Consider the following 26,041-nt stretch of genomic DNA (forward strand, 5'->3'; position numbering starts at 1 on the left):
TTTATAGAAAAAGTAAAGTATAAAATTAAAATAATAACTCTATTTAGCTTTATAAAATGTATGTTAAAAGATAAAATACCTTTTAATAAAAAATGATTACTATATAAAATAAAACTCTAATTTAACTTGCATTTTATTTTTTTTGTTATATTTGTTGTAAAAGGTACAGTTTTATTATTATGAAAATGTGTAAAATAAAACTTTTTTTATTTAATGTTGTTTATAAAAATATTTTAGGTTAGATGTGGTAATATTAATGTTATTAAAGAGAATAAAAAAACAATTTTTAATTAAGTAAAATAATATAAATATAAATTTTAATAAAAATAATAAAGAATAAACTGTTATTTTGATAAAAATGTAAAAATTATTTTAATATTATCATTTAGCGTAATCTAACTTAATTGAATAGATGTGTTTATTGTATTCAATTGTTGTATTTTTAGTTTTTTTGTGATTAATTAAAAAATTATAAAAATCGTTTACATGTTGATTTTTAAAAAAAAAAGATATAGAATTATATAGAAAGTAATAAATAAAAATTGGATTTACGGGAGTGGAATAAAATGATAAATGTTACCTTAACAGATGTGAAAGAAGCTAGAGAGACCATTAAAGACATAGTTAAAAAAACTGATTTACTTGAAAGCGTTAAACTTAGCGAAAAAACAGGAGCGAATGTTTTCTATAAATGTGAAAACCTTCAAAAAACAGGGTCTTTTAAATTAAGAGGAGCTTGTAATAAAATAGCAAGTTTAACCGATGAAGAAAAAGCAAGTGGAGTAATAGCTTCAAGTGCAGGAAATCATGCACAAGGTGTCGCATTAGGCGCAAAAATGACTGGTATAAAATCTACAATAGTAATGCCAGCAACGGCACCATTGGCAAAAGTTAGTGCAACTAAAGGTTATGGAGCAGAAGTAGTTTTAAATGGTGCAGTTTATGATGATGCATATGCAAAAGCTGTTGAAATACAAAAAGAAACAGGAGCAACTTTCTTACATCCATTCAATGATAAATATGTTATAGCAGGGCAAGGAACTATATCTCTTGAAATTTTCGAACAATTAAATAATAAGGTTGATACTATACTATGCCCAGTTGGTGGTGGAGGAATAATATCTGGTGTTGCTGTTGCAGCAAAGGCATTAAATCCTAATGTAAAAATAGTTGGTGTTCAAACTGCAAATATACCTTCAATGAAAGAGTCAATTAAAAACGGAAAAGTAACAACAGCATTTAATGATAGTACAATAGCTGATGGTATAGCTGTTAAAACTCCTGGAGACTTAACTTTTGAAATAATAAATGAATTAGTTGATGAAATAGTAGTAGTTGAAGAAATAGAAATAGCTGAATCAATATTATTTATGATGGAAAGTCAAAAGATAGTTTCAGAAGGTGCAGGGGCTGTGTGTACAGCTGCAATATTAAGTGGTAAATATGCACCAGCAAAAGATGAAAACGTAGTGTGTATAATATCTGGTGGTAATATAGATATAAATACATTATATAGAATAATAGGTGTTGCTCTAGCTAAAGAAGGAAGAAGATATTCATTTAGTACAATTATGGAAGATAAGCCAGGAAACTTTGCTGAATTAACTAGAATAATAAGTGAGAATGGTGGAAATATTTTAAGTGCTAATCAAGGTAAATTATCAGCAGGTGAAGCTCTAGGAAAACAAAGTGCGGAATTTATATTAGAAACAATAGATTATGACCATATAGCAAAAATAAAGAACGCAATAGAAGAAAAAGGTTTTAAAATTATAGAATTATAATAAAAGTGTATATAATATACAAGAAAAATAGTATAATAGTGTATGAAGATACATTTTATGTATAGTAGATTAACCAATTAGGAGGATTTTAATATGAAACATGAAGTATTACATACTAATGATGCACCAGCAGCGTTAGGACCATATTCTCAAGCTATAAAAGCTGGAAACTTATTATTTGTATCTGGACAAGTTCCACTTGTGCCAGAAACTATGGAAGTAGTTGAAGGAGATGTACAAGCTCAAACTGCTCAATCTCTAAAAAATCTTAAAGCAATATTAGCTGAAAGTGGAGCTGATTTTTCAAATGTAGTTAAAACTACAGTATTTATAAAAGATATGAATGAATTTGGGGCTATAAACGAAGTTTATGCTGAGTATTTTGGAGAAAATAAACCAGCAAGAGCTTGTGTAGAAGTTGCTAGATTACCAAAAGACGTTAAAGTTGAAATAGAAGTAATAGCTGTATTATAAGATTACAATATTTTTCAAACTGAAAAAAAGAGATGTTTTAAGATTTTAATCTTAAAACATCTCTTTTTTTATTTTAACTTCTAACAGTTTGTCGCTCTTTTATAAAACATATTGATACAATTAATCCAATAAATGCAAGTGTAGCTGCTATTGAAAATGCTACATCTATTCCATGGATATTAGACAGGATAGCTGAACTCATGTGAGCTTTTTTAGTAGCAGTTGTCATTATAGTAATAAGTACAGCAGAGCCTATAGCACCAGATATTTGACGAAGTGTACTATTAATTGCTGTAGCATGAGATATAAGTTCTCTATCTAGTGTTTTAATTCCCCATGTAGTTAATGGCATTAGAACCATTGAAATACCAATCATACGAATACAATACATTAATGATATATGAATTAAAGATGTATCTTTGCCTAAAAATGCAAAAGATAAAGTTCCTAAAAATAAGCATCCAGTTCCTAATATTGATAGAGCGTGAGGACCATATTTATCTAGGTGACGTCCTGCGACTGGATTTAATGCAACCATTAGTATAGCACCAGGCATCATTAAAGAACCTGAAGCAAGTGCAGAGAATCCCCTTACAGATTGAATATATAGAGGTATCATTAATGTAGCAGACATCATTGAAGCATATACAATCATAATTAATAATGTAGAAATAAGAAATGGTTTATTTTTAAAAACTCTTAGTTCTAAGAATGGTTCTTTAGATTTTAATTGACGCCATGTAAACAAAATTAATGATACAATTCCTAATATTATTGGTAGATATGTTGCACTATTAGTCCAGCCATAATTACCTTGATTAGTAAACCCAATCAATAAACCACCAAAACCTAAAGAAGATAGTATTATTGAAGGTATATCCAGTTTTAGTTTCTGAGCTTCTCCAACATTTTTTAATAATATAAATGAAAGTATAACATCTAATATAGCTATAGGTGAAAGAAGCAAAAATAAACTATGCCAACCAAATGAATCTACTAACCATCCAGATAAAGTTGGTCCTATTGCTGGAGCAAATCCCACTGTAATACCAACTAGACTCATAGCTGTACCACGTTTTTCTATAGGACATAAATATAATATAATAACTTGTAAAAGTGGCATTAAAGAGCCAGAACCTACTGCTTGTAACACACGAGCAATCAACATAGTTGAAAAATCACGAGAGAAAAGTGCAATAACACATCCTAAAGAAAAGATAGTCATTGATGTAATAAATAATTTTCGAGTACTAAATCTATTTATCAAGTAAGCTGTTGTAGGAATAATGATACCTGCAATAAGTAGATAAATCGTAGTTAACCACTGACCAACATCAGCAGTAATTTTAAAATCTGACATTATATTGGGAAGTGCAGTTGCCAGTAATGTTTGACTAAGAGAGCTTATAAAAGCACCAGTCATTACGATTGCTATTATCAAATTTCCTTTTTTATTGTTTTTGCTATTACTTTGTATTTCCATAGTTTATAACGTCTCCTTTTTTAATTGATTTTTAATACTATTCAATAAAAGTACTTTTGGTCTCAAAATGTCTTCTTTTTCTAGATATGTAATCATTGCATCCATAATTAAAGAATCATATAGTTGATTTTTTCCTTCTTCATATAATTTTTTTGATGCTTCTAGTAACTTAGGGTTTTCAACAAGAGAAGTGTTTGTTTTGATTAGCTCTTCTATATCCTCTATTGTTTTAAAAAATAATGATTTACTATAAAGAGAAGAATAAGCTTCATCTTCTTGTTCATATAAAAACATTGATTTTTCAATTAAAGGATTTAGGTTATCCGCATTTTCTACAACTAAATCAAGCATTTGTATAGTAAATTCAGCAATAAAGTATACATTTATTTCTCTTTTTTGTATATGAATAATATATGTAAACTGGTGAATTAGAGCATCTAGTAAGAAAACTAAATCAAATAGAATGTTTTCTATTTTGTCGCCATAATTATCAAATAAACTCAGCTTATATTCATTTAATAAATTAGCTCGAGATTTTTTTTGTAACTTACTTGTCGTTTTACGTTGCACTTCAGAAAAATTTTCCCTAACATAAGTATTTATAGTAGTTCTAGAAAAAATATTTCCCCATACAGCTATTATTTTTCTTTTTAATTTTTCAGATGGATGAATATCATTGTTTTCATTAATAGAATGTATAATTTCTAAAAATTTTTCGTCATAATAATTAATTATTTCACAGATAAAACTTTCTTTAGTTTCAAAATGTTTGTAAAAAGTAGCTTTAGACATTTTACATTCTTTTACAATATCTAGTATTGAAGTATTTTGAAAACCTTTTTGGTCAAAGATTCTTTGAGCAATAGTTATAATAAATTTTTGTTTGTCAGTCAATTGGCTATCTCCTTTCATGTAAAAACGATAAGTACTAAGTAGTACTTTAAAGTTTCCATAAATACATTATACATCATTTGGAAAAAAAATCAATATCTGGACCTGTGATATAAAAAAATTGAAAAAATATTGTTAGTTTTAGTAACATAAAGAAGAATTTAAGAGTTTCTTAAGAATTGTTTAAAGAATTTGCAATAAATTAATGATATGATTATACTATGAAGTAAAATGTCTTTAAATTTTTTAGATATTAAATCTAAATTATGGGGGTGCAGTATATGAAAAAGAAAAGAGGCTTGATTATAGTTTTTGCATTTTTTCTAGTTTTCGCAAAAATGTTTATTAATATATCTAGTGGAGAAAATAAAATCATGGCATATGAAATAAGTAAGTATAGAAAAGGTGTGAACGTTTTATCAATAAATAATATTGTAGTAGCAAACAAAAAGTATAGCTTACCTGAAGACTATTCTCCACAAGAAAGTAATGAAGCAAAAGATGCTTTTTATAAAATGAATAAAGAGGCTCAAAAAGCAGGATTAAATCTAAAAGCCTTCAGTACATATAGAAGTTATAAATATCAAGAGAAATTATTTAACTCATATGCAGAAAAACATGGTGAGAAGGAAGCAAACAGATTTTCAGCTAAGCCAGGAGAAAGTGAACATCAAACTGGACTTGCATTTGATATTGGAGGAGACGACCAATCTTGTTGGGCAAATAAAAAATTTAATAATACAAAAGAAGCTAAGTGGCTGTACGAAAATGCATATAAGTATGGATTTATACTTAGATATCCAGAGGGAAAAGAAAGCATAACAGGATACATGTATGAATCATGGCACTATAGATATGTTGGAACTGAACACAGTAAAAACTTTGCAATGAACAATCTAACACTAGAAGAATATTTACATATAGATTAATCCATAATTTGTTAAATTTAGGTTAAAATAAAAAATAATCTAGACTATTAATTATGTAAGGTGTTATAATGTAAATACAATTAAAGATAACTACTCGAAGGGGAGTAGCTTACACGAAAGTGGTAATTAATCGTCAGGACAGTAGAGATACTCGGTTAATTAACAAGGAATTCCTTGATAGCAAGACCTTCAAAATAAGCATTAAGTATGTTTGTTTTGGGGTCTTTTTTTATTCAAGGAATTTTTTATTTAAAAAATTTAAAATTTCAAGTATACATAAGAGTCCCCAAACATAAAATAAATTTATTAAAGAGGAGGGCAACAAATGTCTTACAAAAGTACTTATCAAGAAATAATTAAAAATTTAGACTCAAGCTTAAATGGTTTGAGCAAGGAAAGAGCAGAAGAGCTATTAGAAAAAAATGGAACTAATGAATTAAAGGAAGCAGATAAGGTTCCTACGTATAAGCTTTTCTTAGAAAGTTTTAAAGACCCACTGGTAATAATTCTATTGATAGCTGCTTTAGTACAAATATTTTTAGGTGAAACTGTAGAGTCAATAATAATTTTTGCAGTTATTATTATCAACTCTGTTTTAGGAGTTGTACAAACAAAAAAAGCAGAAAGTTCATTAGAAAGTTTGAAAAATTTATCTGCACCAAATGCAAAGGTAATAAGAGATAATAAGAAAATGACAATTCCAGCAAAAAATTTAGTAGTTGGAGATATTGTATTTTTAGAAGCTGGTGATTACATACCAGCAGATGGAAGACTTATAGAAGCACAATCATTAAAGGTTGTAGAAGGGATGTTAACTGGTGAATCAGAACCAGTTCTAAAACATACAGAAAAAATAAGCGAAGATGTAAGTTTAGGTGACCAAAAAAACATGGTATTTAGTGGTGCTGTAGTCGTTTATGGTAGAGGTTCATTTGTAGTAACTGGAACAGGTATGAATACTGAAATGGGTAAAATAGCTGGTCTTTTAGAAACTGCGGAAAATAAGTTGACACCATTACAACAAAAAATAGAAGCTTTTAGTAAAAAGCTTGGTGTAGGTATTGTAGTACTTGCACTCTTAATATTTATAATTCAGGTAGCAAGAAATTATATGATGGCTGGAAATGGAGAAATGACACAAATTATTCTCGATTCATTCATGTTTTCTGTAGCAGTAGCAGTAGCAGCAATACCAGAAGCTTTATCATCAATAGTTACTATAGTGTTGGCTGTTGGAACAAACAGTATGGCAAAGAAACAAGCTATAATAAGAAAATTACCAGCTGTCGAGACTTTAGGTTCAACAAGTGTCATATGTACTGATAAAACAGGTACTCTTACACAAAATAAAATGACAGTTGTGGACTGTTATATGTATGGAACTAACAATGATGAGCTTAATAAAGAAAATATAAATTATTCTTATCATGCTAAATTGTTGACTATGGTTTCTACATTATGTAATGATTCTCATATAACTAGTGATGGAAAAGAAGTAGGTGACCCAACAGAAGTTGCACTAATAAATTATTCAAGCAAAAATGATTTAGATTATGATAGATTAAGAAGTAAATATATTAGAATAAATGAAATACCATTTGATTCAGATAGAAAGCTTATGTCTACAGTAAATAGTATATATGGAGATTATATAATGTTTACAAAAGGTGCTCCAGATATTGTATTTAGCAGATGTAAATATGCTTTAAAAAATGGCTCAAAAGTAGACATAACAGATGAGATAATAGAAGAATACAAGAATAAAAATGAAGAGTTTTCAAATAGAGCACTTAGAGTATTAGCATTTGCAATAAAAGATGTTCCAGAAGAAGGTTTTACACCTTCAATTGATGACGAACATGATATGATATTGGTTGGGATAATGGCAATGATAGACCCACCAAGAGAAGAAGTAATGGACGCAGTAAAAGAAGCAAAGAGCGCTGGCATAAAAACAGTTATGATAACTGGAGATCACAAAACAACCGCAGCAGCAATTGCAAAAGAAATAGGTATAATGGAAGATGGAGATTTAGCACTTACTGGAAAAGAGTTGGATGCATTAAGTGAAGAAGAATTAAATAAAAAATTAGAAGATATAAGTGTATATGCCAGAGTTTCACCAGAAAACAAAATTCGTATAGTAAAAGCATGGCAACATAAGAATAACATAACTGCTATGACTGGTGATGGTGTCAATGATGCACCAGCTTTAAAACAAGCAGATATAGGTATAGGTATGGGAAGTGGTACTGATGTAGCAAAAGATGCTTCTGCTATGGTCTTAGTTGATGATAACTTTGCAAGTATAGTAAATGCTGTTGAAGTTGGTAGAACAGTATATAGCAATATAATAAAAGCAATAACTTATTTATTTGCAGGAAACTTGGGTGCTATAGTGGCTATCTTGTTTGCAGTATTTGCAGGATGGTCGAACCCATTTACAGCTTTACAACTTTTATTTATAAACCTAGTAAACGACTCTTTGCCAGCAATAGCATTAGGATTTGAAAAATCAGAAAAAAATATAATGAATAAACCTCCTAGACATCCAGATGAAAGTATATTAGCAGGAGGAACATTAAAAGCAGTGGCTATAAGAGGTTGTATAATTGGTATAGTTACAATAATTGCACAATATATAGGATTACAAGTGTCACCAGAACTTGGTGTAGCGATGGCGTTTTCAACTTTAATATTAGCGAGAATAATGCAAACATTGCCTGCACGTTCTAATAATCAGACAATAGTAAAACTAGGCTTTTTTAGTAATAAATATGTTATAGGAGCAGTTTTAATATGTTTTGGACTTTACTCTTTAACATTAATGCCAGTTTTGAGAGGGATATTCTCTATACCAACAGTATTTGGTTTATATGAATTAGGAATTTGTTTAGGTTTAGCATTACTTTCATCAATATTGATGGAACTTAATAAATTAATGAATAGAAATATTGTAGAATAATTAAAAATACTAAACTAAAGGGACATATTGATTTTATCAATATGTCCCTTATATAGTTAGATTTATTCTAGATTATCGATTATTTGGAATGCTTTTATAACCTCAGGAAGTTCTTTTTCTTCAGGCATTCTAAATCTTATAAAGTTTTTATCAAGTCCAGTAAAATCGCTACCAGATATAACTCTTATTTTTAATTTTGCAAATTCTTGTTGTAAATTTATATCTTTATTTTTATGTTCAACTGTCATTATAGATACAGTATCACTAGTCTCAGCTATGTTAAGGTTTTTCCATGGAATCAATAGTTGATTTTTTATAGCTTTTGTTTTTTCTTTTAATTCTTCTATAAATTGAACATCATCTAATAAATTAGCTGCAATACTACGAGAGATTTCAGATACTTCGTAAGGAGTAGAAATCTTTTTAATAGGATTAACAAGTTGTTCAGGAAGGACTGCATATCCTGCTCTTAGTCCAGCCAAACCAAAACCTTTTGAGAATGTTTTTAGAACAATTACATTATCATAATCATTTAAAAGTTTTACAGCTGAATTTTCTTTTGGCATATATTCACCATAAGCCTCATCTATCATAACAGCTATATCATATTTTGCTGCCTCTTTTACTATATTTTCAATTGATGATAGAGGTATAATTTGTCCAGTAGGATTATTTGGGTTATCTATGTAAATTAATTTATATTCTGAATTTATTTTTTCAATAAATTCCTTTTCATTAAACTTGAAATTATTTTCTTTCTTTAAAAGAACATAGTCATAAGTAGCACCATGCATTTTTATATCTGTTTCATATTCTGAAAATTGAGGTGAATATCCTAAAACCTTATCTCCTTTTTCAATAAATAATCTATTTAAAAGATAAATAACATGTATAGAACCATCAGCTAGACAAATTCTATCAGTAGTTAGTGCTGTAAAGTCTTTCCAATAATCAACTATATTGTTTTTTAGACTAATTGAATGAGGGTATCCTCTTATCATATCAAATTCTAAAGCATTAAAAGCTTCTACAGCTTTATTTGAGAAAGATACTGTATTTATACCTTCGCCACAATCTATCTCAAATACATCTTCGCAATGACCAGATTCTATGGCATAACTTTTTTTCAACTGCATTTCAATAGCTTTGTTAATTTTTAATTTCATAGCTTATCACTCCTTATTTAGTCAATAATAAATGTTAAAAAAGTTGCTAGATTTAAAATATTGTGAAAATACATAATAGTAAAAAACAAATATAAATATTATAATAGCTCACTTTATTTAATATGATTATATATCATATATTGTAAAATTTCTAGCATTATAAGACTATAAATTGAAAATATTCAGAAAAATACTACAAGAAACGATTTATTTTGCCTTGATATGGAAGTATAGGAATGTTATTAATTTTATAAATTGGAATAGTTTAAGTGTAAAGTTATGATATAATTTAATAAGGGTAATTCTTTAAATTAGATTAAGGAAATATAAGTATACAATAAAATGTTATGGAGTTGGATGATGGGATATAAATTGATTGTAACAGATATGGATGGAACTTTATTAGGAAATAACCATAAAGTTACTGATGAAAATAAAATTGCACTGCAAAAAGTTATTAAAAGTGGTATTAATGTAACTTTAGCAACAGGAAGAACTTTCGATTCAGCTAAATGCAATGTAGATTTTCTTAAAGAAGATATGCCAATAATAGCTTGTAATGGCTCATTGATAAGGGAGCAAAATGGAAATATAATATATTCAAATAAAATTGATACAAAAACATGTCTAGATATTTTAGATGTGTTAGACAAATATAATATTTACTATCAATGTAATAGTATAGATTCCATGCTTTCAAAAAAAATAGAAGGGCGTGAAGATAGAATAAGTGTGTTTTTGGGCTCTGAAACAGAAGTAATTATAAGGGATGATTTAAGAGAAGAGATTTCTAAAAATGACATATTAAAGTTTGTAATAATAGAAGAAAAAAATCCAGCTATTTTAGACGAAATAAGAAAAGAATTAAAAAAAGTTCAAGGCATAAAAATAACTTCTTCTTGGCCAAATAATATTGAAGTTATGAATACTGGTGTTGATAAAGGCAATGCGGTTAAAATTTTAGCTGAAAAAATGAATATAGATAGAGAAGATATAATTGCATTTGGAGATAATTACAATGATATAGAAATGATACAATTTGCTGGTCTTGGTGTAGCTATGGGAAATGCAGAAGAATTGATTAAACAAGAGGCTGATTATGTGACAGATAGCAATCAAGAGAGTGGAGTTGCAAAAGCAATTTATAAGTTTTTTGAGTTAAAAGAGTCACTTAGTTCTTAAAAAAGGCATTTAAAGGAAAAAATAGGTTGACTATTTTATAGATAGTAATTATAATACAAATAGGTAAAATATAAAAATTTAGATTCAGTGAAGAAGAGAGTAGATATAAAGCAGGTCTCAGCGAGTTAGGGATGGTGTAAGCCTAATGATAATACTTTATATTGAATAGAGCTTTGGAGAATATTACTTGAAATTCAGTATGGTAATAGGTAATCTCGCCTTAAGAGAATAGAGTGGGTAAACATAGTTTATCAACTAGAGTGGTAACACGGAATATTTCGTCTCTTGGTCTTTTTGACCAAGAGATTTTTTATTTTTAGCTAAAGTAAAAATATTATAATTAAAATATAAAAAATTAAAATATGAGGTGAAAAATATGAAATTATGGGGTGGACGCTTTAGAAAAGCTGAAAATCAACTTATGGAAGAATTTAATAAATCTTTTGGGTATGACTGTATACTATACAAAAAAGATATCGAAGGAAGTATAGCACATGTCTATATGCAAGTAAAATGTGGGCTTTTAACAGATGAAGAGGGAAAAGCTATAACAGAAGGTCTAAATGGAATACTTGAAGATATTGAAAATGGGAAATTGGCATTAGATGGAGATTATGAAGATATACATAGTTTTACTGAGATAAACTTGATTCAAAGAATAGGTGATGTTGGGAAGAAACTTCATACAGCTCGTAGTAGAAATGACCAAGTTGCAGTTGATATGAGATTATATGCCAAAGAAAAGGCAAGTGATTTAGTGGGGTTAATATCTGGATTTAAAGAAACTATAAAAGATGTTGCTGATAAAAATTCAGTAATGATGCCAGGATATACTCATCTTCAAAGAGCGCAAGTGGTAACTTTTAAACATCATTTGATGGCATATTATAGTATGTTTGATAGAGATGAGAAAAGAATAAAAAATGCTATAGAAATATTAGATGAATCACCTTTAGGTTGTGGAGCTTTGGCAGGAACTACACATGATATAGATAGAAATATAACTTGTGAGCAATTAGGGTTTAAAAAAGTTGTAGATAATTTTATGGATGGTGTAAGTGATAGAGACTATTTATTAGAACTAATGAGTGATTTTTCAATTATAATGATGCATTTAAGTAGACTTAGTGAAGAATTGATACTTTGGAGTTCTCAAGAATTTGGGTTTGTTGAAATAGATGATTTATATACTACTGGAAGTAGTATAATGCCTCAAAAGAAAAATCCTGATGGTGCAGAACTTATAAGAGGTAAGACTGGTAGAGTATATGGAAATTTATTTGGTCTTTTTACAGTGATGAAAGGTATACCACTAGCTTACAATAAAGATATGCAAGAAGATAAGGAAGGCTTCTTTGATAGTGTACACACTCTTGAAATGTGTATACAAATAATGGAGAGAATGATAGCTACATTAAAGGTAAATGAAGATAAAATGAAACAAGCAGTTAAAAATGGGTTTTTAAATGCTACAGAAGTTGCTGACTATCTAGTTAAAAATAATGTTGCCTTTAGAGATGCACATGGAATTGTTGGAAGTATTGTGATATATTGTGAAGATAATAAAAAAGCAATAGAAGATTTGACACTAGAAGAATTACATAAGTTTTCAGATGAATTTAAGGAAGATATTTATGACTTTATTAACTATGAAAGTATATTAAACAAAGGAATAAAAAAGAATTTAAAATAATATAGGATATTAAGTTTTAAAAGCTGTGAATTTTAATGAGTGGTATCATTAAAACTCACAGCTTTTTATTATATAAAACATTATTTATAATGCAATATCAATAACTTTTAGAGCCAATAAATTTAAATTTATTAACACTAAAAAGTTACTAAAAATAAAACCTTCTATTATTAAAATGATAATTAATATCAATAAGTATTGACAAAATTATTTTTAGATATTATTATATATAGTATAAATAATAATGAAAATCAATATCAAATAAGGCGGGAGGCAGTCTAATGAACTTATTAGTGATTGGTGGCCATGAAAGAATGGAAAAAGATTATATGGTTATGGCCAAGAAAAAAGGTTATAAAACAAAAGTATATACTACTATGTCATCTAAATTAAATAACTCTATAGGAAAACCTGATGCTGTTGTTATACTTACATCAACAGTTTCACATAAGATGTCTAGAACAGTTGAGTCTCAGGCTAAAAAACAGGATATACTAATTGTAAGACATAAAAATAGTAGTAAGGTAGCATTTAATGAATGTCTAGATATGGTTGATGAATGTCTAGGAAACTGTTCAAAATGTAAACTTAACGATAAGCAAAAACAGAAAAATACATAAATATATAATTTAATAAGTTTGAGAATACATATTCAATATGTGTTGAGTGTGTGAAATAAAGTGTGCATTCTTCCAAAAAGTTGTGGTAGTAAAGATATCACAATATACAAGGAAGGAGCACATTTTTATTTTTTAACAAAAATAAAATGTTAAAGAGATTATTGAAAAATATTATTTTAATTATTTTTAAGTTAAGTGCATTTTTAGTAAAATAAGAAAACATAAATAAAAACATATTAACTTAATTTTTGTAGAATTAATTGTCAACTTTTTATTTAAATGGTAGAATATTCATGGATGGTATCTTGTTATAAGAACTATACTTTAAATGTTTTTAATTATTTTGTCTTATATAACTCATATCTTCATGAATGAGATTGGAAATTAAGATGTTGTATCACAAGTTGGAGGTGATACTATTAAAATAGGATTTATTGGTTCTGGAAAAGTTGGGACATCTTTAGCAAATTATTTTTTGTCAAAAGATTATTGTGTAACGGGCTTTTATGGAAGAAATCAATTATCTTTATTAGAATCAACAGATTTAACAAAAACAAAGATTTATAGTAACTTGAAAGACATTATTTATGAAAATAATATATTATTTATTACAACATCAGATGATTCTATTGAAATCATAGACAAAAAACTTTCCAAATTTAATTTAAAACATAAATACATTTGCCACACAAGTGGCTCTTTAAAATCTAGTATATTGTTCTGTTCAAAAAAAGCAGGTGCATTAATTTATTCTGTCCATCCTATATTTGCATTTTCCAATAAAAATACTGATATTAAAAAAATGAAAGACATTTGTTTTTCCATAGAAGGTGATAATGAAAAAGATGATTTATTTATTCAAAATTTTATAAATAGCTTAGGAAATCGGTTTTTCATAAGAGATAAAAATACTTCATCCACTTATCATGTGGCCAATGTTTTAGTTTCAAATTTAGTGTTATCTTTACTATATGTAGGAGTAAGTTACTTTATTAAATTGGGTCTATCTGAAGAAGAAGCTTTAAAAGCTATAAATCCTTTGGTCAAAATAAATATAGAAAATATACTTGATAATGGATTTACTAAATCCCTTACTGGACCTGTTGTTCGTGGTGATATAACACCAATAAAAAAACATTTATCAGCATTAGATAAAAAAGATGAAGATATTTACAAAATACTCTCCTTAAATCTACTAAAAATAATAGCCTTGGAAAATGAAGATTCATTAAAATGTACAAAAAATATTTCTATAGAAAATGCAGTCGAAGATTTAATGAGTAAATCTGAAAAATATAAAGAGATTTACAAAATTTTAGGAGGAAAAAACAATGAAAAATACTATACTGACTTTTAAAAATGCTAAAAGTGATGGAAGGAAGCTATCTATGCTTACTGCTTATGATTACTCAATAGCAAAAATAATGGATGAATGTAACATAAATGGTATTTTAATAGGAGATTCATTAGGAATGGTCGTAAAAGGTGAAGAAAACACTCTATCTGTTACTATAGATGAAATTATATATCATACAAAAGCTGTAAAAAATGGTGCCAAAAATGCCTTAATTGTAAGTGATATGCCATTTCTATCTTACCATGTTTCTACAGAAGAGGCTGTTAAAAATGCTGGCAGACTTGTAAAAGAAGGTGGGGCACATGCTGTAAAATTAGAAGGTGGCTCAAAAGTTATAGAACAAATAAAAAACATTGTAAATGCTCAAATACCTGTAATGGGCCATTTAGGACTAACACCTCAATCTGTAAATTCATTTGGTGGATTTAAGGTTCAAGGAAATACTAGTGAAACAGCAAAACAACTTATTGAAGATGCTAAATTAATAGAAAAAGCAGGAGCATTTTCTATTGTCCTTGAAGGAGTTCCTGCTAAAATAGCTGAGAAGGTGACTAATTCTATTTCAATTCCCACAATAGGGATAGGAGCAGGAATTAATTGTGATGGTCAAATTTTAGTTTATCAAGATATGTTGGGGATGTTTGGAGATTTTGTACCTAAATTTGTAAAGCAATACGCAAATATAGGAGATATAATGAAAGATTCAATTAAAAATTACATACTAGAAGTTGAAACTGGCGTATTTCCACAAGAAAAACATAGCTTTTCAATAAATGAATCTGAATTAGAAAAATTATACTAAGATTAAGGATGGTACAAAATGCTTGTAAAAGAAATAAAATCACTAAGAAATATAATTAAAGATTGGAAAAAAACTGGCTATTCTATAGGACTTGTTCCTACTATGGGATTTTTACATGAAGGACATCAAAGCCTTATTAAAAAAGCTGTAAAAGAAAATGATAAGGTAGTAGTAAGTGTATTTGTAAATCCAACTCAGTTTGGACCAAATGAAGATTTTAACAGTTATCCGAGAGATATAGAAAAAGATTTTAAATGCTGTATAGATAGTGGTGCATCAGTAGTCTTTAACCCATCATCAGAAGAAATGTATTTGAAAGGCAATTGTACTACCATAGATGTGTCTGGACTTACAGATTTTCTTTGTGGTTCTAAAAGACCTGTTCATTTTGGTGGTGTATGCCTAGTTGTTTCAAAACTTCTGAATATAGTAACTCCTGATAAAGCTTATTTTGGAGAGAAAGATGCTCAACAATTAGCAGTAATTAAAAGGATGGTCAAAGATTTGAATATAGACACAAAAATAATAGGATGCCCTATAATTCGTGAAAAAGATGGTTTAGCAAAAAGCTCAAGAAATACATATCTTTCAAAAGAAGAAAGAAAAACTGCTTTAGTTTTAAATGAAAGCCTAAGCTTGGCAAAAGAAGAACTGGCAAAAGGAAATCTAGATGTAAAAAAAATAAAAGAATTAATAACATCTAAAATAAATTCTGAAGATTCAACAAAAATAGATTATGTTGAAATTGTAGATAGTGAGACATTACAACCTGTTGAACATATAGAAAATTCTGTACTTGTAGCAAGTGCTGTTTTCATAGGAAAAACTAGATTAATTGATAACTTTACATTTCAATTTGATATATAGGTTGTTATTTTATACAGTATAGATAATTAAAAAAATGATATTTTATAAAAAGAAAAATTTAAAAATTAGATTTGCTTAAGATTATGATTAATTGTAATTATATGGGAGGTCTCAAAATAAAAATTTGGGTATCTCCTTTTTTGTATAAAAAAGAAAAGGGATTCCTAAGAACTCCTTTTCTATGTGATAATTGTTCTTTAAAAAAACATTATAATTATAGCAGATAAGGGTGTTATAAATAAGTGGTATTGCTATTTTCTCATATTTCTTTTTCCTCTAGACTTTCTTTTATTATTCTTTTTAATATTTGAAGCTATTATAAATATAACTAGAAGTACTAAAATAGCCATAATAATTTTAATAGAAAGCATCAAAGTTTTATTTTCAGTTATAAATGGAAGACTACTATCAAGGTTATTTTTTGCAACTAAATCTATACTCTTTTCTAGCTTACCACTATTATATATATTTAAAGTACCAACCTTAGTACCTTTTTTTACAGGTAAATCAATTTTATCTAGTTCAGTTTTAGTATTGTAGTCACCTTGAGACTCATTTTGTCCTAAAGTTATCTTATAACTATATTTTGGTTCATAAATTAATTCATGTTGTTTTGTAAATAATACTTTTTTAGTATCAGTATATTTTTCTTTATCAACAATAGTAGCGCATTTAAAGTTATCAAATCCATAATCAATTAAGATGCGTGAATCTAAATATAAATCGTAATTAGTTGAATTAAATACAGCAGCAATGACTCTTCTTCCATCTTTTACTGCACTAGATAAAAGACATTTACCAGCAGCATCAGTATATCCTGTTTTTATACCATCAACTATATCGTATTTTATATCTATAGATTGACCTTTATATGTAATCTTATCATGTGATGTTAAAAATTTATTAGTATTTACAAAATATCTTTCATAAGGGTATGCTTTTGTAGCATCAAACTTAAGTGACTTAGTTTTTACAATCTGTCTAAAAACATCATTATTCATAGCTTCTCTGGCCATAAGAGCCATATCATGAGCTGTAGTGTAATGATTTGGGTCTGGTAATCCATGAGGATTGTTAAAATGAGTGCCAGTAGCTCCAATATCTTTTGCCTCAGAATTCATAAGGTCAACAAATTTTTGTACATCTCCTTCACCAACATATCTAGCTAATACAAAGGCAGCATCATTAGAAGAATGAATCAAAAGAGCGTTTAATAATTGTCTTACAGTGAAAGCTTCGCCTTCTTTCAAGTACATACTAGAACCCTCTATCTGAGGTAGGTTTTTAATTTCTATTACTTGATTTAAATTCTTAACCTTTTTCAGAACTAAACAAGCTGTCCATGCCTTAGTTGTTGAAGCTGGATAAAGCTTAGAATCTCCAGATTTATTATACAATATTTTTCCAGTTTCATAGTCCATTAAAACGGCATGTTTGGCAACTATAGCTGGTTCATCATCTGCAAAAGATATATTAGAACTTCCTAAAAATGAAGCAAATATCAAGAAACAGATTAATAAAAGTGATAAATTTCTTTTCATTGTGAGCCTCCAAAATTTAAATTCATCTTTTAGTATAGCATATTTTTGTCAATAATTAAAATGAAGGAGTGATTAATATATGAAAAAAAAGGTAAAAATTATTTTGTTTTCTATGGTATGTTTTTTAACATTGTCAGCAATAATCATTAATCGGTTAGATGTCTTCAAAGAAGATATTTATGTTGTAAGTAAAAATAATTCACATAATAAAAAAACAGATAAGGTAGACAAAATAGTTAAAAATGAAGTAAATAAGCATAATAAATATGAGGGGAAAATAGATAAAAATATTCAAATTAATAAAATAACTATATACATAAGTGGAGCAGTGAATAGACCAGGGATTGTAACTATAGAATCAGATAAGAGACTTTATGATGCTGTAGAATTATTAGGTGGAACAACAAAAGAAGCTGATTTAAATGGAATTAATTTATCACTAAAGTTAGAAGATGAACAACATTACATAATACCTAAAATAGGAGAAACAATATCTGTTACAAGCAACAGCGATTCTAATAAGCCAAGTCTAGAAAATGAACCTAAAAATGAATCTGAAAGTAAAAATAATAAAAATCTATCTGATAAATCAAAAATAAATATAAACACAGCAAAATTAGAAGAACTGGATGCTTTACCTGGAGTTGGAGAAGCTACAGCTAATAAAATTTTACAACATAGAGAAGAAAATGGACAATTTGATTCAATTGAAGATATAAAAAATGTGAATGGGATAGGAGATAAAAAATACGAAAATCTAAAAGATTTAATTTGTATAGACTAAAAATATAATACAAAACTCACTTATAGATATGGTATTATAAATATGTATGTATATGTGTGTATATGCGGAAATTTAGTAAAGGAGGTACTTTTATGAAGAAGGAACAAAAAAAACTTACAGAGATGACAACAGCAGGTGGATGAGCAGCTAAAATAGGGCCAGAGGTTCTGGCATCAGTTTTATCTCAATTGCCTAAAAATGATAATATAGAAAATTTATTAGTAGGATTAGATACAGCAGATGATGCTGCTGTGTATAAGTTAAATGATGATATGGCACTTATTCAAACACTGGATTTCTTTACACCAATGGTAGATGACCCATTTGTATTTGGTCAAATTGCTGCATCAAATTCACTATCAGATGTATATGCTATGGGAGGAAAGCCTTTAGTTGCAATGAATATTGTTTGTTTTCCATCATGTCATGATATGGATGTACTTGCAGAAATATTAAAAGGTGGATTTGATAAAGTAAAAGAAAGTGGTGCACTATTAGTCGGAGGGCATACTGTAGATGACCAAGAACCTAAATATGGTCTTTCAGTTTCTGGAATTGTAAATCCAAATAAAGTTTTATCAAATGCTACTGCAAAGCCTGGCGACAAGTTAGTTATAACAAAGCCAATTGGTGTGGGTGTATTAAATACAGCCATGAAAGAAGGTATGGTAGAACAACATGTATGTGACAAAGTAGTAGAAATAATGATACATTTAAATAAATATGCAGCAATGAGTTTTGATAAAATTGATGTAAATTCAGTTACAGATATCACTGGATTTGGTTTACTTGGGCATGCTTTAGAAATGGCTAAAGCTTCTGAAGTGAGTATTGAAATTGATTCAAAGCATGTTCCAATTATCGAGGGTGCTGTAGAAATGGCAGAAATGGGAATCATACCTGCTGGGATGTATAAAAACATGCATTATGTATCAAAAGATGTAGAAATTGTAGGAGATGTAGAAGTTGCAGTTCAAGATATTTTATATGACCCACAAACTTCTGGAGGGTTATTGATTTCTGTAAAAGAAGAATTAGCAGAAGAACTTGTAAGAGATATGAAGTTAAATGGAGCAATAGAAGCAAAAATCATAGGTTCTGTAGTGAAAAAAGGGGAAAAATATATTAAAGTTTTATAAAATATTATATGTAGAGAAAGAGTGATTATTTTGAGCAAAAGAGAATTATTTGCAATGTTACCTTCAGTTGATGAAGTATTAAGTGATAATAGAATAGTAGAAATAATAGAGGAATATCCTAGAAGTTTAGTTTTAGAATCTGTAAGAGAAGTGATAGATTTTAAGAGACAATTTATTTTAAGATTAAAAGAGGATGCATCTAATTCTGTAACAATAGAATTTGATGAGATAATAGAATCTTCAATAGAGAGAGTTAAATTAAATTACTCATTATCATTAAAAAAAGTTATAAATGCAACTGGTACAGTTATTCATACAAATTTGGGGAGGTCTTTACTTAGTGAAGATATAAAAGATGAATTATGGTGTGTTGCTTCAAGATATTCAAACTTAGAATATGATTTGGATAATGGAGAAAGAGGCTCAAGATATTCTCATTTAACTAATACAATAAAAAGACTTACTGGTGCAGAAGATGTACTAGTTGTAAATAATAATGCAGCAGCAGTGCTTCTTGTACTTAGCACAATGGCAAAAGGAGGAGAAGCAATTGTATCACGTGGAGAGTTAGTGGAAGTAGGAGGTTCTTTCCGAATTCCAAGTATAATGGCTCTTAGTGGTGCAGAATTAGTGGAAATAGGCTCAACTAATAAGACACACTTAAAAGATTATAAAGAAGCTATTACAGAAGAAACTAATGTATTGATGAAAGTTCATACAAGTAACTATAGAATTATGGGATTTACAGAGAGTGTATCTATCGAAGAACTAGTTAATTTGGGTAAAAAATATAAGTTACCTGTAATAGAAGACCTAGGAAGTGGAGTATTTATAGATTTATCAAAATATGGATTATCTTATGAACCAACTGTATTAGATTCTATAAGACAAGGTGCGGATGTAGTTACTTTTAGTGGAGATAAAATGCTTGGTGGGCCACAAGCAGGTATTATAGTTGGGAAAAAAGAGTATATAGAAAAAATGAAGAAAAATCAACTTACTAGAGCTCTTAGAGTCGATAAGCTTACAATATGTGCACTTGAAGCAACTTTAAGGATGTACCTAGATGAAACAAAGGCTGTAGAAAACATACCTACTTTAAAAATGTTGACATATAGCATTGGAGAATTAGAAGCAAAGGCAAATAAATTATTTGAAAAAATAACTGACTTAAATCTAAATGCTAAGATAAACATAGAAGATGGATTCTCTCAGGTAGGAGGAGGGTCTATGCCTCTTGAAACAATAGCCACAAAGGTAATAACAATAACTCCTGAGCATATGAATGTATCATCTTTAGAAAAAAAATTAAGACTCAGTGAAGCTCATATAATAGCTAGAGTATATGATAATAAATATGTTTTAGATGTAAGAACTATATTTGATGATGAATTTGATGTAGTAGTTGAGGAATTAAGAAAAGCCTTTAATTAACTAAATTTGATATAGTAATACTATTAATTTTAATTGAAAATTAAAAGCATTGAAGCTTTGATAGGGGGCAAAAAATGAAAAACGTAGTAATTGGAACAGCAGGTCATATAGACCATGGAAAAACAACTCTTATAAAAGCATTGACTGGAAGAGAAACTGATACCTTGGATGAAGAAAAAAAGAGAGGTATATCAATAAATTTAGGGTTTACTTATTTTGATTTACCAAACAATAGAAGGGCTGGTATCGTAGATGTACCAGGACATGAAAAATTTATAAAAAACATGCTAGCTGGAGCATCAGGACTTGATATAGTTTTACTTGTTGTAGCAGCAGATGAGGGTGTTATGCCACAGACAGTTGAGCATTTAGACATTTTAAGTTTTTTAAATATAAAAAATGGAATAGTAGTTTTGACTAAATCTGATACTGTAGACGAAGAATTTAGAGAACTAGTAAAAGAGGATGTTTGTGAAAAAATAAAAGGTACTTTTCTTGAAAGTGCAGAAATAATTGAAGTTGATTCTGTATCTAAAAAAGGAATAAATACTCTTATTGAAAAAATAGATAAGATGAGTGAGGCAATAGAAGATAAAAACGAAAATTCTCCAGCAAGACTTAATATAGATAGAGTATTTTCTATAAAGGGATTTGGTACTGTAATAACAGGTACATTAATAGAAGGAAAGATAAGTATAGAGGATGACTTGGTTATATATCCACAAGTATTAAAAACAAAGATAAGAAGTATACAAGTTCATGGGGAAAGTAAAGATACAGCTTATGCAGGACAAAGAACAGCAATCAACATATCAAATGTAAAGGTAGATGATATAAAAAGAGGAGATGTTTTGGCTGCTCCAAATTCATTAGAAGAATCAATGATGTTAGATGTGAAATTATCATTGGTAAATCATCTAGAAAAAGGGATAAAGCATTGGGATAGATTGAGATTGTATCATGGGACTAGAGAAATACTTTGTAGAGCAGTTCCACTAGATAAAGATTTAATTGAAAACGGAGAGAATGGATATGTTCAATTAAGACTTGAAGAAAGTATAGTATCTAAGAAGGGTGATACTTTTGTTGTCAGACGTTATTCTCCAATGGAAACTATAGGTGGAGGTGTGATAATTGACCCATCTCCTAAAAAGCATAAGAGATTTGATGAAAAAGTTATAGAGGGATTAAAAATAAAAGAAAAAGGTGAACTTAAAGATATAATAGAAGAATACTTAAAGAGAAATCTAAAAAATTATCCAAATCTAAAAGAAATAATGAGTTATAGTGGTGCTCATGAAGAGCATGTAAAAAAAGCTATTGAGATACTTATATCAGAAAATAAAGTATTGCTTATTGGAAACATGTACATGCATATAAATCAATACAATAAACTGAAGGAAAGTACAATAAATCTTTTAAGTGAGTACCATAAGAAGTATAGATTGAGAAAAGGTATGTTAAAAGAAGAAGTAAGGTCTAAGGTAGAAAGTAATTTTAAGACTAGAGAAATGGATATCTTATTAGAAAAATTATCTACAGAAAATATTATAAAAATAGAAAATAATATAATATCATTATTTGATTTTGAAGTTATCTTAAATGACAAACAAAGAGAAATAGCAAAAAAAATAGAAAAAAAGCTAAAATCATGTGGAGTTTCTTCAATATTGACAATAGATGAAGTTTCTGAAGGAAATCATAACTATGCTGAAGTATTAGAGTCAATGATAGGTAACAAGGTAGAAAAATTGGATGATTTGTATATAATGGATAAAGATATTTATGAAGATGCAAAGAATACTTTAATAAATTATATAAAAGAAAATAAGGAAATAACATTAGGAGAATACAGAGATTTGATAGATTCTAGTAGAAAAAACTGTATGATTATATTAGAAAACTTTGATAGAAACAAAATAACTAAAAGAGTAGAAAACAAAAGAATTTTGTTTTAGCGGAAAATGTCTGTTTTTGCTTTGAGGTATAAAGAAGGAATTATAATGTCGAGTATCGTATAAATTAATTAGTATAAAATATTAATTAAGAGGAAGTGTAAAGTATTGAAGAATATAATACCTGCTGTGAAACCAGATATAAAAGAAAGAGAAGACATGAGCCTTTTATTTATAATAATGGGCTCAGTGCTTTTGTTATTTATTATAAAAGATACAAATAAATATGAAATTTTACTGCATGCTGTATATGCTACATTCTTAATAGCTACAGGAATGATTATATTTAATACTACAAAATTTAAAGTAGATTCATTTTCTACATTTTTAGGATTAGTATTTGCAGCAACTGGAGTATTGGAGTGTATATATTTATTTAATTGTTTAGGTACTAGAGCAGAAGCTGTAATTGGAATTAACATTACAATATCAGCAATGACAGATTTATTTCCTATATTAGGTGTGTATTTAAGTTTTAAATTTGTTAAGGATAATAAACAAATTCATTCGAGCATAATTTTATTTGTAGTAACTGTAGTTTTAACAATATCATCTTTATTCATAATATCTGAAATTTGTAACTCTTTAGATAGAGGGACATTACACTATACTTTAGGGGTTGTTACATCTATATTTATGATAATTGTCTCTATTATGAGTGGAATTGAACTAAACTCAAGTTCAAACGCAAATAAATGGGAATATAGTGAGAAAAAGTTTTTTAATAGAATAATAATAATAACAATCTTATCAAGAGCTCCAAATTTACTACATATAGTAATTGGTAATATACATATAGAAGGTATGTTATCACAAATAACAATAAATGTAGCATTATATTATTTATATAATTATATAGTATCTAAGAACATTAAGAAAACAGCATTGGAATTACATGATACAAATGAAGAATTAACAATAAAAACGGAAAGTTTGAAAGAAAAAAATAAAAAATTAATATATGAAACAGAAAAAATAGAAGAACTTAAAGAAATACTTATAAAAAGAGAATTACGACTACAATCTACTTTAGATGTTGCTGTAAATAGTATAGTTGTGTTTAGTAAGGATGGAGAAATTACATATGCAAATAAAAGTTTTAGAAATATTTTTGGAGATTATAAAGAACAAGATAAATTAAGTTATAAAGTTAAAAATTTTAGTGATTTAATAGAAAGCATTAATTATGTATTTATCAATAAAAAAAATATAGAAAAATTTATTGATACAAGTGACAATAAGGTTTACCAAGCTATATTTGCTCCTTTAATTATAGCTACACAAATAGAAGGAGTCTTATGTGTATTAAAGGACAAAACTAAGAAAAAGGAATACGAACGAAAAGTTATTGAAGCAAATAAGAGAAGTGAAGACTTTTTGGAAAGTGTTGGAGATGGTATAGTAGTACTTGAAGGTAGTAATAAAATATATGTAAATAATGCATGTAGACAAATATTTAAAGAGACATTAGAAAACATCGATTTTTCCTCAATATGTAAAAGTGAAGAAAATATAGAAAAAAGGTATGTAATAGAGGGTGAAGTAAAATATGTAGAGATGAGTTTTTCTCATTATAATAATGAAGGAACTTATAAAACTATTATTGTAATACGTGATACAACTTCTCGAAAGATATCTCAAATAAAACTTGAAGAAAGTCAATCCTCTTATTCAAGATTTATAGATATACTACCTGATGGTATATGCTTGTTAAGAGAAGACTTAAGTGTAAATTATGCAAATAAATCATTTTTGGATATGCTATCTTTTACAAGTATAGATGATGTAAAAGATTCTAATATTAAGATATTAATGAATGCAAATACTGAAGAAAAAATGAAATTTACTGAAAATATGACTAAAGTTTTAAATGAAAATAAGAGTATACTTTTACTAGAATATGAATTAATAAATAATTATGATGATATAGTAGAAGTAGAATTAAGTGCCTTGCCTTTTTCGATATATAACACTAGATATATAATGCTTATTATAAAAGATTTAGCACATAAAAAATACTCTGAACAAGCTGAAAAAGAATTACTTGAAAGATTTAAAACAGATAAAATAAAAACTGAGTTTTTTGCAAATATGTCTCATGAGTTAAAAACACCATTAAATGTTATATCAAGTTCAAATCAATTGGTAGATTCTTTCTATAGAAGTGAAAAAATAAAAGACTATAATAATAATATTAAATCTCATGTTGATTTAGTTAGACAAAGTTCCTATAGACTTCAAAGATTGATAAATAATATTATAGATTTGACAAAGATGGAGTCAGGATTTTACACACTTAAACTTGCAAAATACAATATTGTATCTGTAATAGAAGATTTGTTTATGAATATAGAAGAGTATGCAAGCAGAAAAGATATAAGAATTCTATTTGATACAGAGCTTGAAGAAATCAATGTCTATGTAGACAAGGCTGAAATTGAGAGAATTATACTAAATCTATTATCAAACTGTATTAAATTTACTGATAATGGAGGATGGATATATGTAAACATCTACTATAAAATTGATAAAGTAATAATAAGTGTTAAAGACACTGGTGTTGGTATACCTCAAGATAAATTGGAGTTGATTTTTGAAGAGTTTTCACAAGTTGACAAGACTTTATCTAGAAATACTGAAGGAAGTGGAATAGGACTTGCTATAGTTAAGAACCTAGTAAGTCTTCATGGTGGAGATATAGAAGTAATAAGTGAAGTTAATAAGGGTACAGAATTTTTAATCTCACTGCCAATGAAAAGCTTTAGTAATGAGTATTATACAGAAGATAAGAGAATATACAATCTTCAAGAAAAAATAAAAATAGAATTTTCTGATATATATTATTAGAAAGTTATTAAATTGTAAAAGTAAAATAAAATATTCTATATTTAATAGAGTACATTATAAAAAGCTAGGCTATCATAAAAATAAGTTTTTATGATAGTCTAGCTTTTTTTGATGTTAATTGTATTTTG

General features: G+C 27.9%; 19 protein-coding genes and 1 other annotated feature. Of the genes, 15 read left to right on the forward strand and 4 right to left on the reverse strand.

The window, feature by feature from the left end:
- The first annotated feature begins 566 nt into the window (after positions 1-566).
- On the forward strand, positions 567-1,784 hold the full coding sequence (locus JJC01_06780) for a threonine ammonia-lyase (protein ID UDN59555.1): 1,218 nt from the start codon (positions 567-569) through the stop codon (positions 1,782-1,784).
- A gap of 93 nt (positions 1,785-1,877) precedes the next feature.
- Positions 1,878-2,258: a RidA family protein gene (locus JJC01_06785; protein ID UDN59556.1), complete on the forward strand. Its 381-nt coding sequence runs from the start codon at positions 1,878-1,880 to the stop codon at positions 2,256-2,258.
- Between the two features lie 73 nt (positions 2,259-2,331).
- Here JJC01_06785 and JJC01_06790 read toward each other — a convergent pair whose 3' ends face one another.
- Together JJC01_06790 and JJC01_06795 are read right to left on the reverse strand one after the other, a co-directional pair.
- Positions 2,332-3,741: a multidrug efflux MFS transporter gene (locus JJC01_06790; protein UDN59557.1), complete on the reverse strand. Its 1,410-nt coding sequence runs from the start codon at positions 3,739-3,741 to the stop codon at positions 2,332-2,334.
- Positions 3,742-3,744: 3 nt separating this feature from the next.
- Positions 3,745-4,653: a TetR/AcrR family transcriptional regulator gene (locus tag JJC01_06795; protein UDN59558.1), complete on the reverse strand. Its 909-nt coding sequence runs from the start codon at positions 4,651-4,653 to the stop codon at positions 3,745-3,747.
- 260 nt (positions 4,654-4,913) lie between these two features.
- Between JJC01_06795 and JJC01_06800 the strand changes: the two genes are divergently transcribed.
- Together JJC01_06800 and JJC01_06805 are read left to right on the forward strand one after the other, a co-directional pair.
- On the forward strand, positions 4,914-5,561 hold the full coding sequence (locus JJC01_06800; protein UDN59559.1) for a M15 family metallopeptidase: 648 nt from the start codon (positions 4,914-4,916) through the stop codon (positions 5,559-5,561).
- 325 nt (positions 5,562-5,886) lie between these two features.
- The gene (locus JJC01_06805) at positions 5,887-8,526 is read left to right on the forward strand and encodes a cation-translocating P-type ATPase (protein UDN59560.1); all 2,640 of its coding nucleotides are present in this window, start codon (positions 5,887-5,889) and stop codon (positions 8,524-8,526) included.
- A gap of 62 nt (positions 8,527-8,588) precedes the next feature.
- Here JJC01_06805 and JJC01_06810 read toward each other — a convergent pair whose 3' ends face one another.
- Positions 8,589-9,692, reverse strand: a complete 1,104-nt coding sequence (locus tag JJC01_06810; protein ID UDN59561.1) for a histidinol-phosphate aminotransferase family protein — start codon at positions 9,690-9,692, stop codon at positions 8,589-8,591.
- Between the two features lie 360 nt (positions 9,693-10,052).
- On the opposite strand from JJC01_06810, the gene JJC01_06815 reads away from it, so the two are divergent.
- The 6 genes from JJC01_06815 to JJC01_06840 all read left to right on the forward strand — a co-directional run bounded on the left by JJC01_06815 (position 10,053) and on the right by JJC01_06840 (position 16,213).
- Complete coding sequence (locus JJC01_06815) at positions 10,053-10,874, forward strand: HAD family phosphatase (GenBank protein UDN59562.1); 822 nt, start codon at positions 10,053-10,055, stop codon at positions 10,872-10,874.
- A gap of 78 nt (positions 10,875-10,952) precedes the next feature.
- Positions 10,953-11,163, forward strand: a binding site (T-box leader).
- A gap of 87 nt (positions 11,164-11,250) precedes the next feature.
- Complete coding sequence (gene argH, locus JJC01_06820; protein ID UDN59563.1) at positions 11,251-12,567, forward strand: argininosuccinate lyase; 1,317 nt, start codon at positions 11,251-11,253, stop codon at positions 12,565-12,567.
- 281 nt (positions 12,568-12,848) lie between these two features.
- Entirely contained in the window at positions 12,849-13,187 is a 339-nt protein-coding gene (locus JJC01_06825; protein ID UDN59564.1) for a DUF2325 domain-containing protein, read from the forward strand.
- Positions 13,188-13,620: 433 nt separating this feature from the next.
- Complete coding sequence (locus JJC01_06830) at positions 13,621-14,544, forward strand: DUF2520 domain-containing protein (protein UDN60138.1); 924 nt, start codon at positions 13,621-13,623, stop codon at positions 14,542-14,544.
- Positions 14,519-15,346 carry a 3-methyl-2-oxobutanoate hydroxymethyltransferase gene (panB, locus tag JJC01_06835; GenBank protein UDN59565.1) on the forward strand — a complete coding sequence of 276 codons (828 nt, stop codon included), beginning with the start codon at positions 14,519-14,521 and terminating at the stop codon, positions 15,344-15,346. The genes JJC01_06830 and panB overlap by 26 nt, the downstream gene beginning before the upstream one ends.
- Before the next feature lie 18 nt (positions 15,347-15,364).
- On the forward strand, positions 15,365-16,213 hold the full coding sequence (locus tag JJC01_06840; protein UDN59566.1) for a pantoate--beta-alanine ligase: 849 nt from the start codon (positions 15,365-15,367) through the stop codon (positions 16,211-16,213).
- Between the two features lie 251 nt (positions 16,214-16,464).
- On the opposite strand, the gene JJC01_06845 is transcribed toward JJC01_06840, so the two are convergent.
- Positions 16,465-17,754, reverse strand: coding sequence for a D-alanyl-D-alanine carboxypeptidase (locus tag JJC01_06845; protein ID UDN59567.1), 1,290 nt, complete (start codon positions 17,752-17,754; stop codon positions 16,465-16,467).
- Positions 17,755-17,833: 79 nt separating this feature from the next.
- Between JJC01_06845 and JJC01_06850 the strand changes: the two genes are divergently transcribed.
- From JJC01_06850 to JJC01_06870, 5 genes are all read left to right on the forward strand, one after another.
- Positions 17,834-18,538 carry a DUF655 domain-containing protein gene (locus JJC01_06850; GenBank protein UDN59568.1) on the forward strand — a complete coding sequence of 235 codons (705 nt, stop codon included), beginning with the start codon at positions 17,834-17,836 and terminating at the stop codon, positions 18,536-18,538.
- A 92-nt stretch (positions 18,539-18,630) separates the two neighbouring features.
- On the forward strand, positions 18,631-19,677 hold the full coding sequence (gene selD / locus JJC01_06855) for a selenide, water dikinase SelD (protein ID UDN59569.1): 1,047 nt from the start codon (positions 18,631-18,633) through the stop codon (positions 19,675-19,677).
- A 21-nt stretch (positions 19,678-19,698) separates the two neighbouring features.
- On the forward strand, positions 19,699-21,111 hold the full coding sequence (locus JJC01_06860; protein ID UDN59570.1) for an L-seryl-tRNA(Sec) selenium transferase: 1,413 nt from the start codon (positions 19,699-19,701) through the stop codon (positions 21,109-21,111).
- 74 nt (positions 21,112-21,185) lie between these two features.
- Positions 21,186-23,069, forward strand: coding sequence for a selenocysteine-specific translation elongation factor (gene selB / locus JJC01_06865; GenBank protein ID UDN59571.1), 1,884 nt, complete (start codon positions 21,186-21,188; stop codon positions 23,067-23,069).
- Between the two features lie 105 nt (positions 23,070-23,174).
- Positions 23,175-25,913: a PAS domain-containing sensor histidine kinase gene (locus JJC01_06870; protein UDN59572.1), complete on the forward strand. Its 2,739-nt coding sequence runs from the start codon at positions 23,175-23,177 to the stop codon at positions 25,911-25,913.
- Positions 25,914-26,041 lie beyond the last annotated feature (128 nt).

Origin of the sequence: Clostridioides sp. ES-S-0010-02 (genome assembly GCA_020641055.1) — a bacterium.
Taxonomy (GTDB): Bacteria; Bacillota; Clostridia; order Peptostreptococcales; family Peptostreptococcaceae; genus Clostridioides.

What these genes read in the sequence shown, in the direction of transcription:
- JJC01_06780 (UDN59555.1), top strand. Translation starts at nt 567, where the DNA reads ATGATAAATGTTACCTTAACAGATGTGAAAGAAGCTAGAGAGACCATT.
- JJC01_06785 (UDN59556.1), top strand. Translation starts at nt 1,878, where the DNA reads ATGAAACATGAAGTATTACATACTAATGATGCACCAGCAGCGTTAGGA.
- JJC01_06790 (UDN59557.1), bottom strand. Translation starts at nt 3,741, where the DNA reads ATGGAAATACAAAGTAATAGCAAAAACAATAAAAAAGGAAATTTGATA.
- JJC01_06795 (UDN59558.1), bottom strand. Translation starts at nt 4,653, where the DNA reads ATGAAAGGAGATAGCCAATTGACTGACAAACAAAAATTTATTATAACT.
- JJC01_06800 (UDN59559.1), top strand. Translation starts at nt 4,914, where the DNA reads ATGAAAAAGAAAAGAGGCTTGATTATAGTTTTTGCATTTTTTCTAGTT.
- JJC01_06805 (UDN59560.1), top strand. Translation starts at nt 5,887, where the DNA reads ATGTCTTACAAAAGTACTTATCAAGAAATAATTAAAAATTTAGACTCA.
- JJC01_06810 (UDN59561.1), bottom strand. Translation starts at nt 9,692, where the DNA reads ATGAAATTAAAAATTAACAAAGCTATTGAAATGCAGTTGAAAAAAAGT.
- JJC01_06815 (UDN59562.1), top strand. Translation starts at nt 10,053, where the DNA reads ATGGGATATAAATTGATTGTAACAGATATGGATGGAACTTTATTAGGA.
- argH (UDN59563.1), top strand. Translation starts at nt 11,251, where the DNA reads ATGAAATTATGGGGTGGACGCTTTAGAAAAGCTGAAAATCAACTTATG.
- JJC01_06825 (UDN59564.1), top strand. Translation starts at nt 12,849, where the DNA reads ATGAACTTATTAGTGATTGGTGGCCATGAAAGAATGGAAAAAGATTAT.
- panB (UDN59565.1), top strand. Translation starts at nt 14,519, where the DNA reads ATGAAAAATACTATACTGACTTTTAAAAATGCTAAAAGTGATGGAAGG.
- JJC01_06840 (UDN59566.1), top strand. Translation starts at nt 15,365, where the DNA reads ATGCTTGTAAAAGAAATAAAATCACTAAGAAATATAATTAAAGATTGG.
- JJC01_06845 (UDN59567.1), bottom strand. Translation starts at nt 17,754, where the DNA reads ATGAAAAGAAATTTATCACTTTTATTAATCTGTTTCTTGATATTTGCT.
- JJC01_06850 (UDN59568.1), top strand. Translation starts at nt 17,834, where the DNA reads ATGAAAAAAAAGGTAAAAATTATTTTGTTTTCTATGGTATGTTTTTTA.
- selB (UDN59571.1), top strand. Translation starts at nt 21,186, where the DNA reads ATGAAAAACGTAGTAATTGGAACAGCAGGTCATATAGACCATGGAAAA.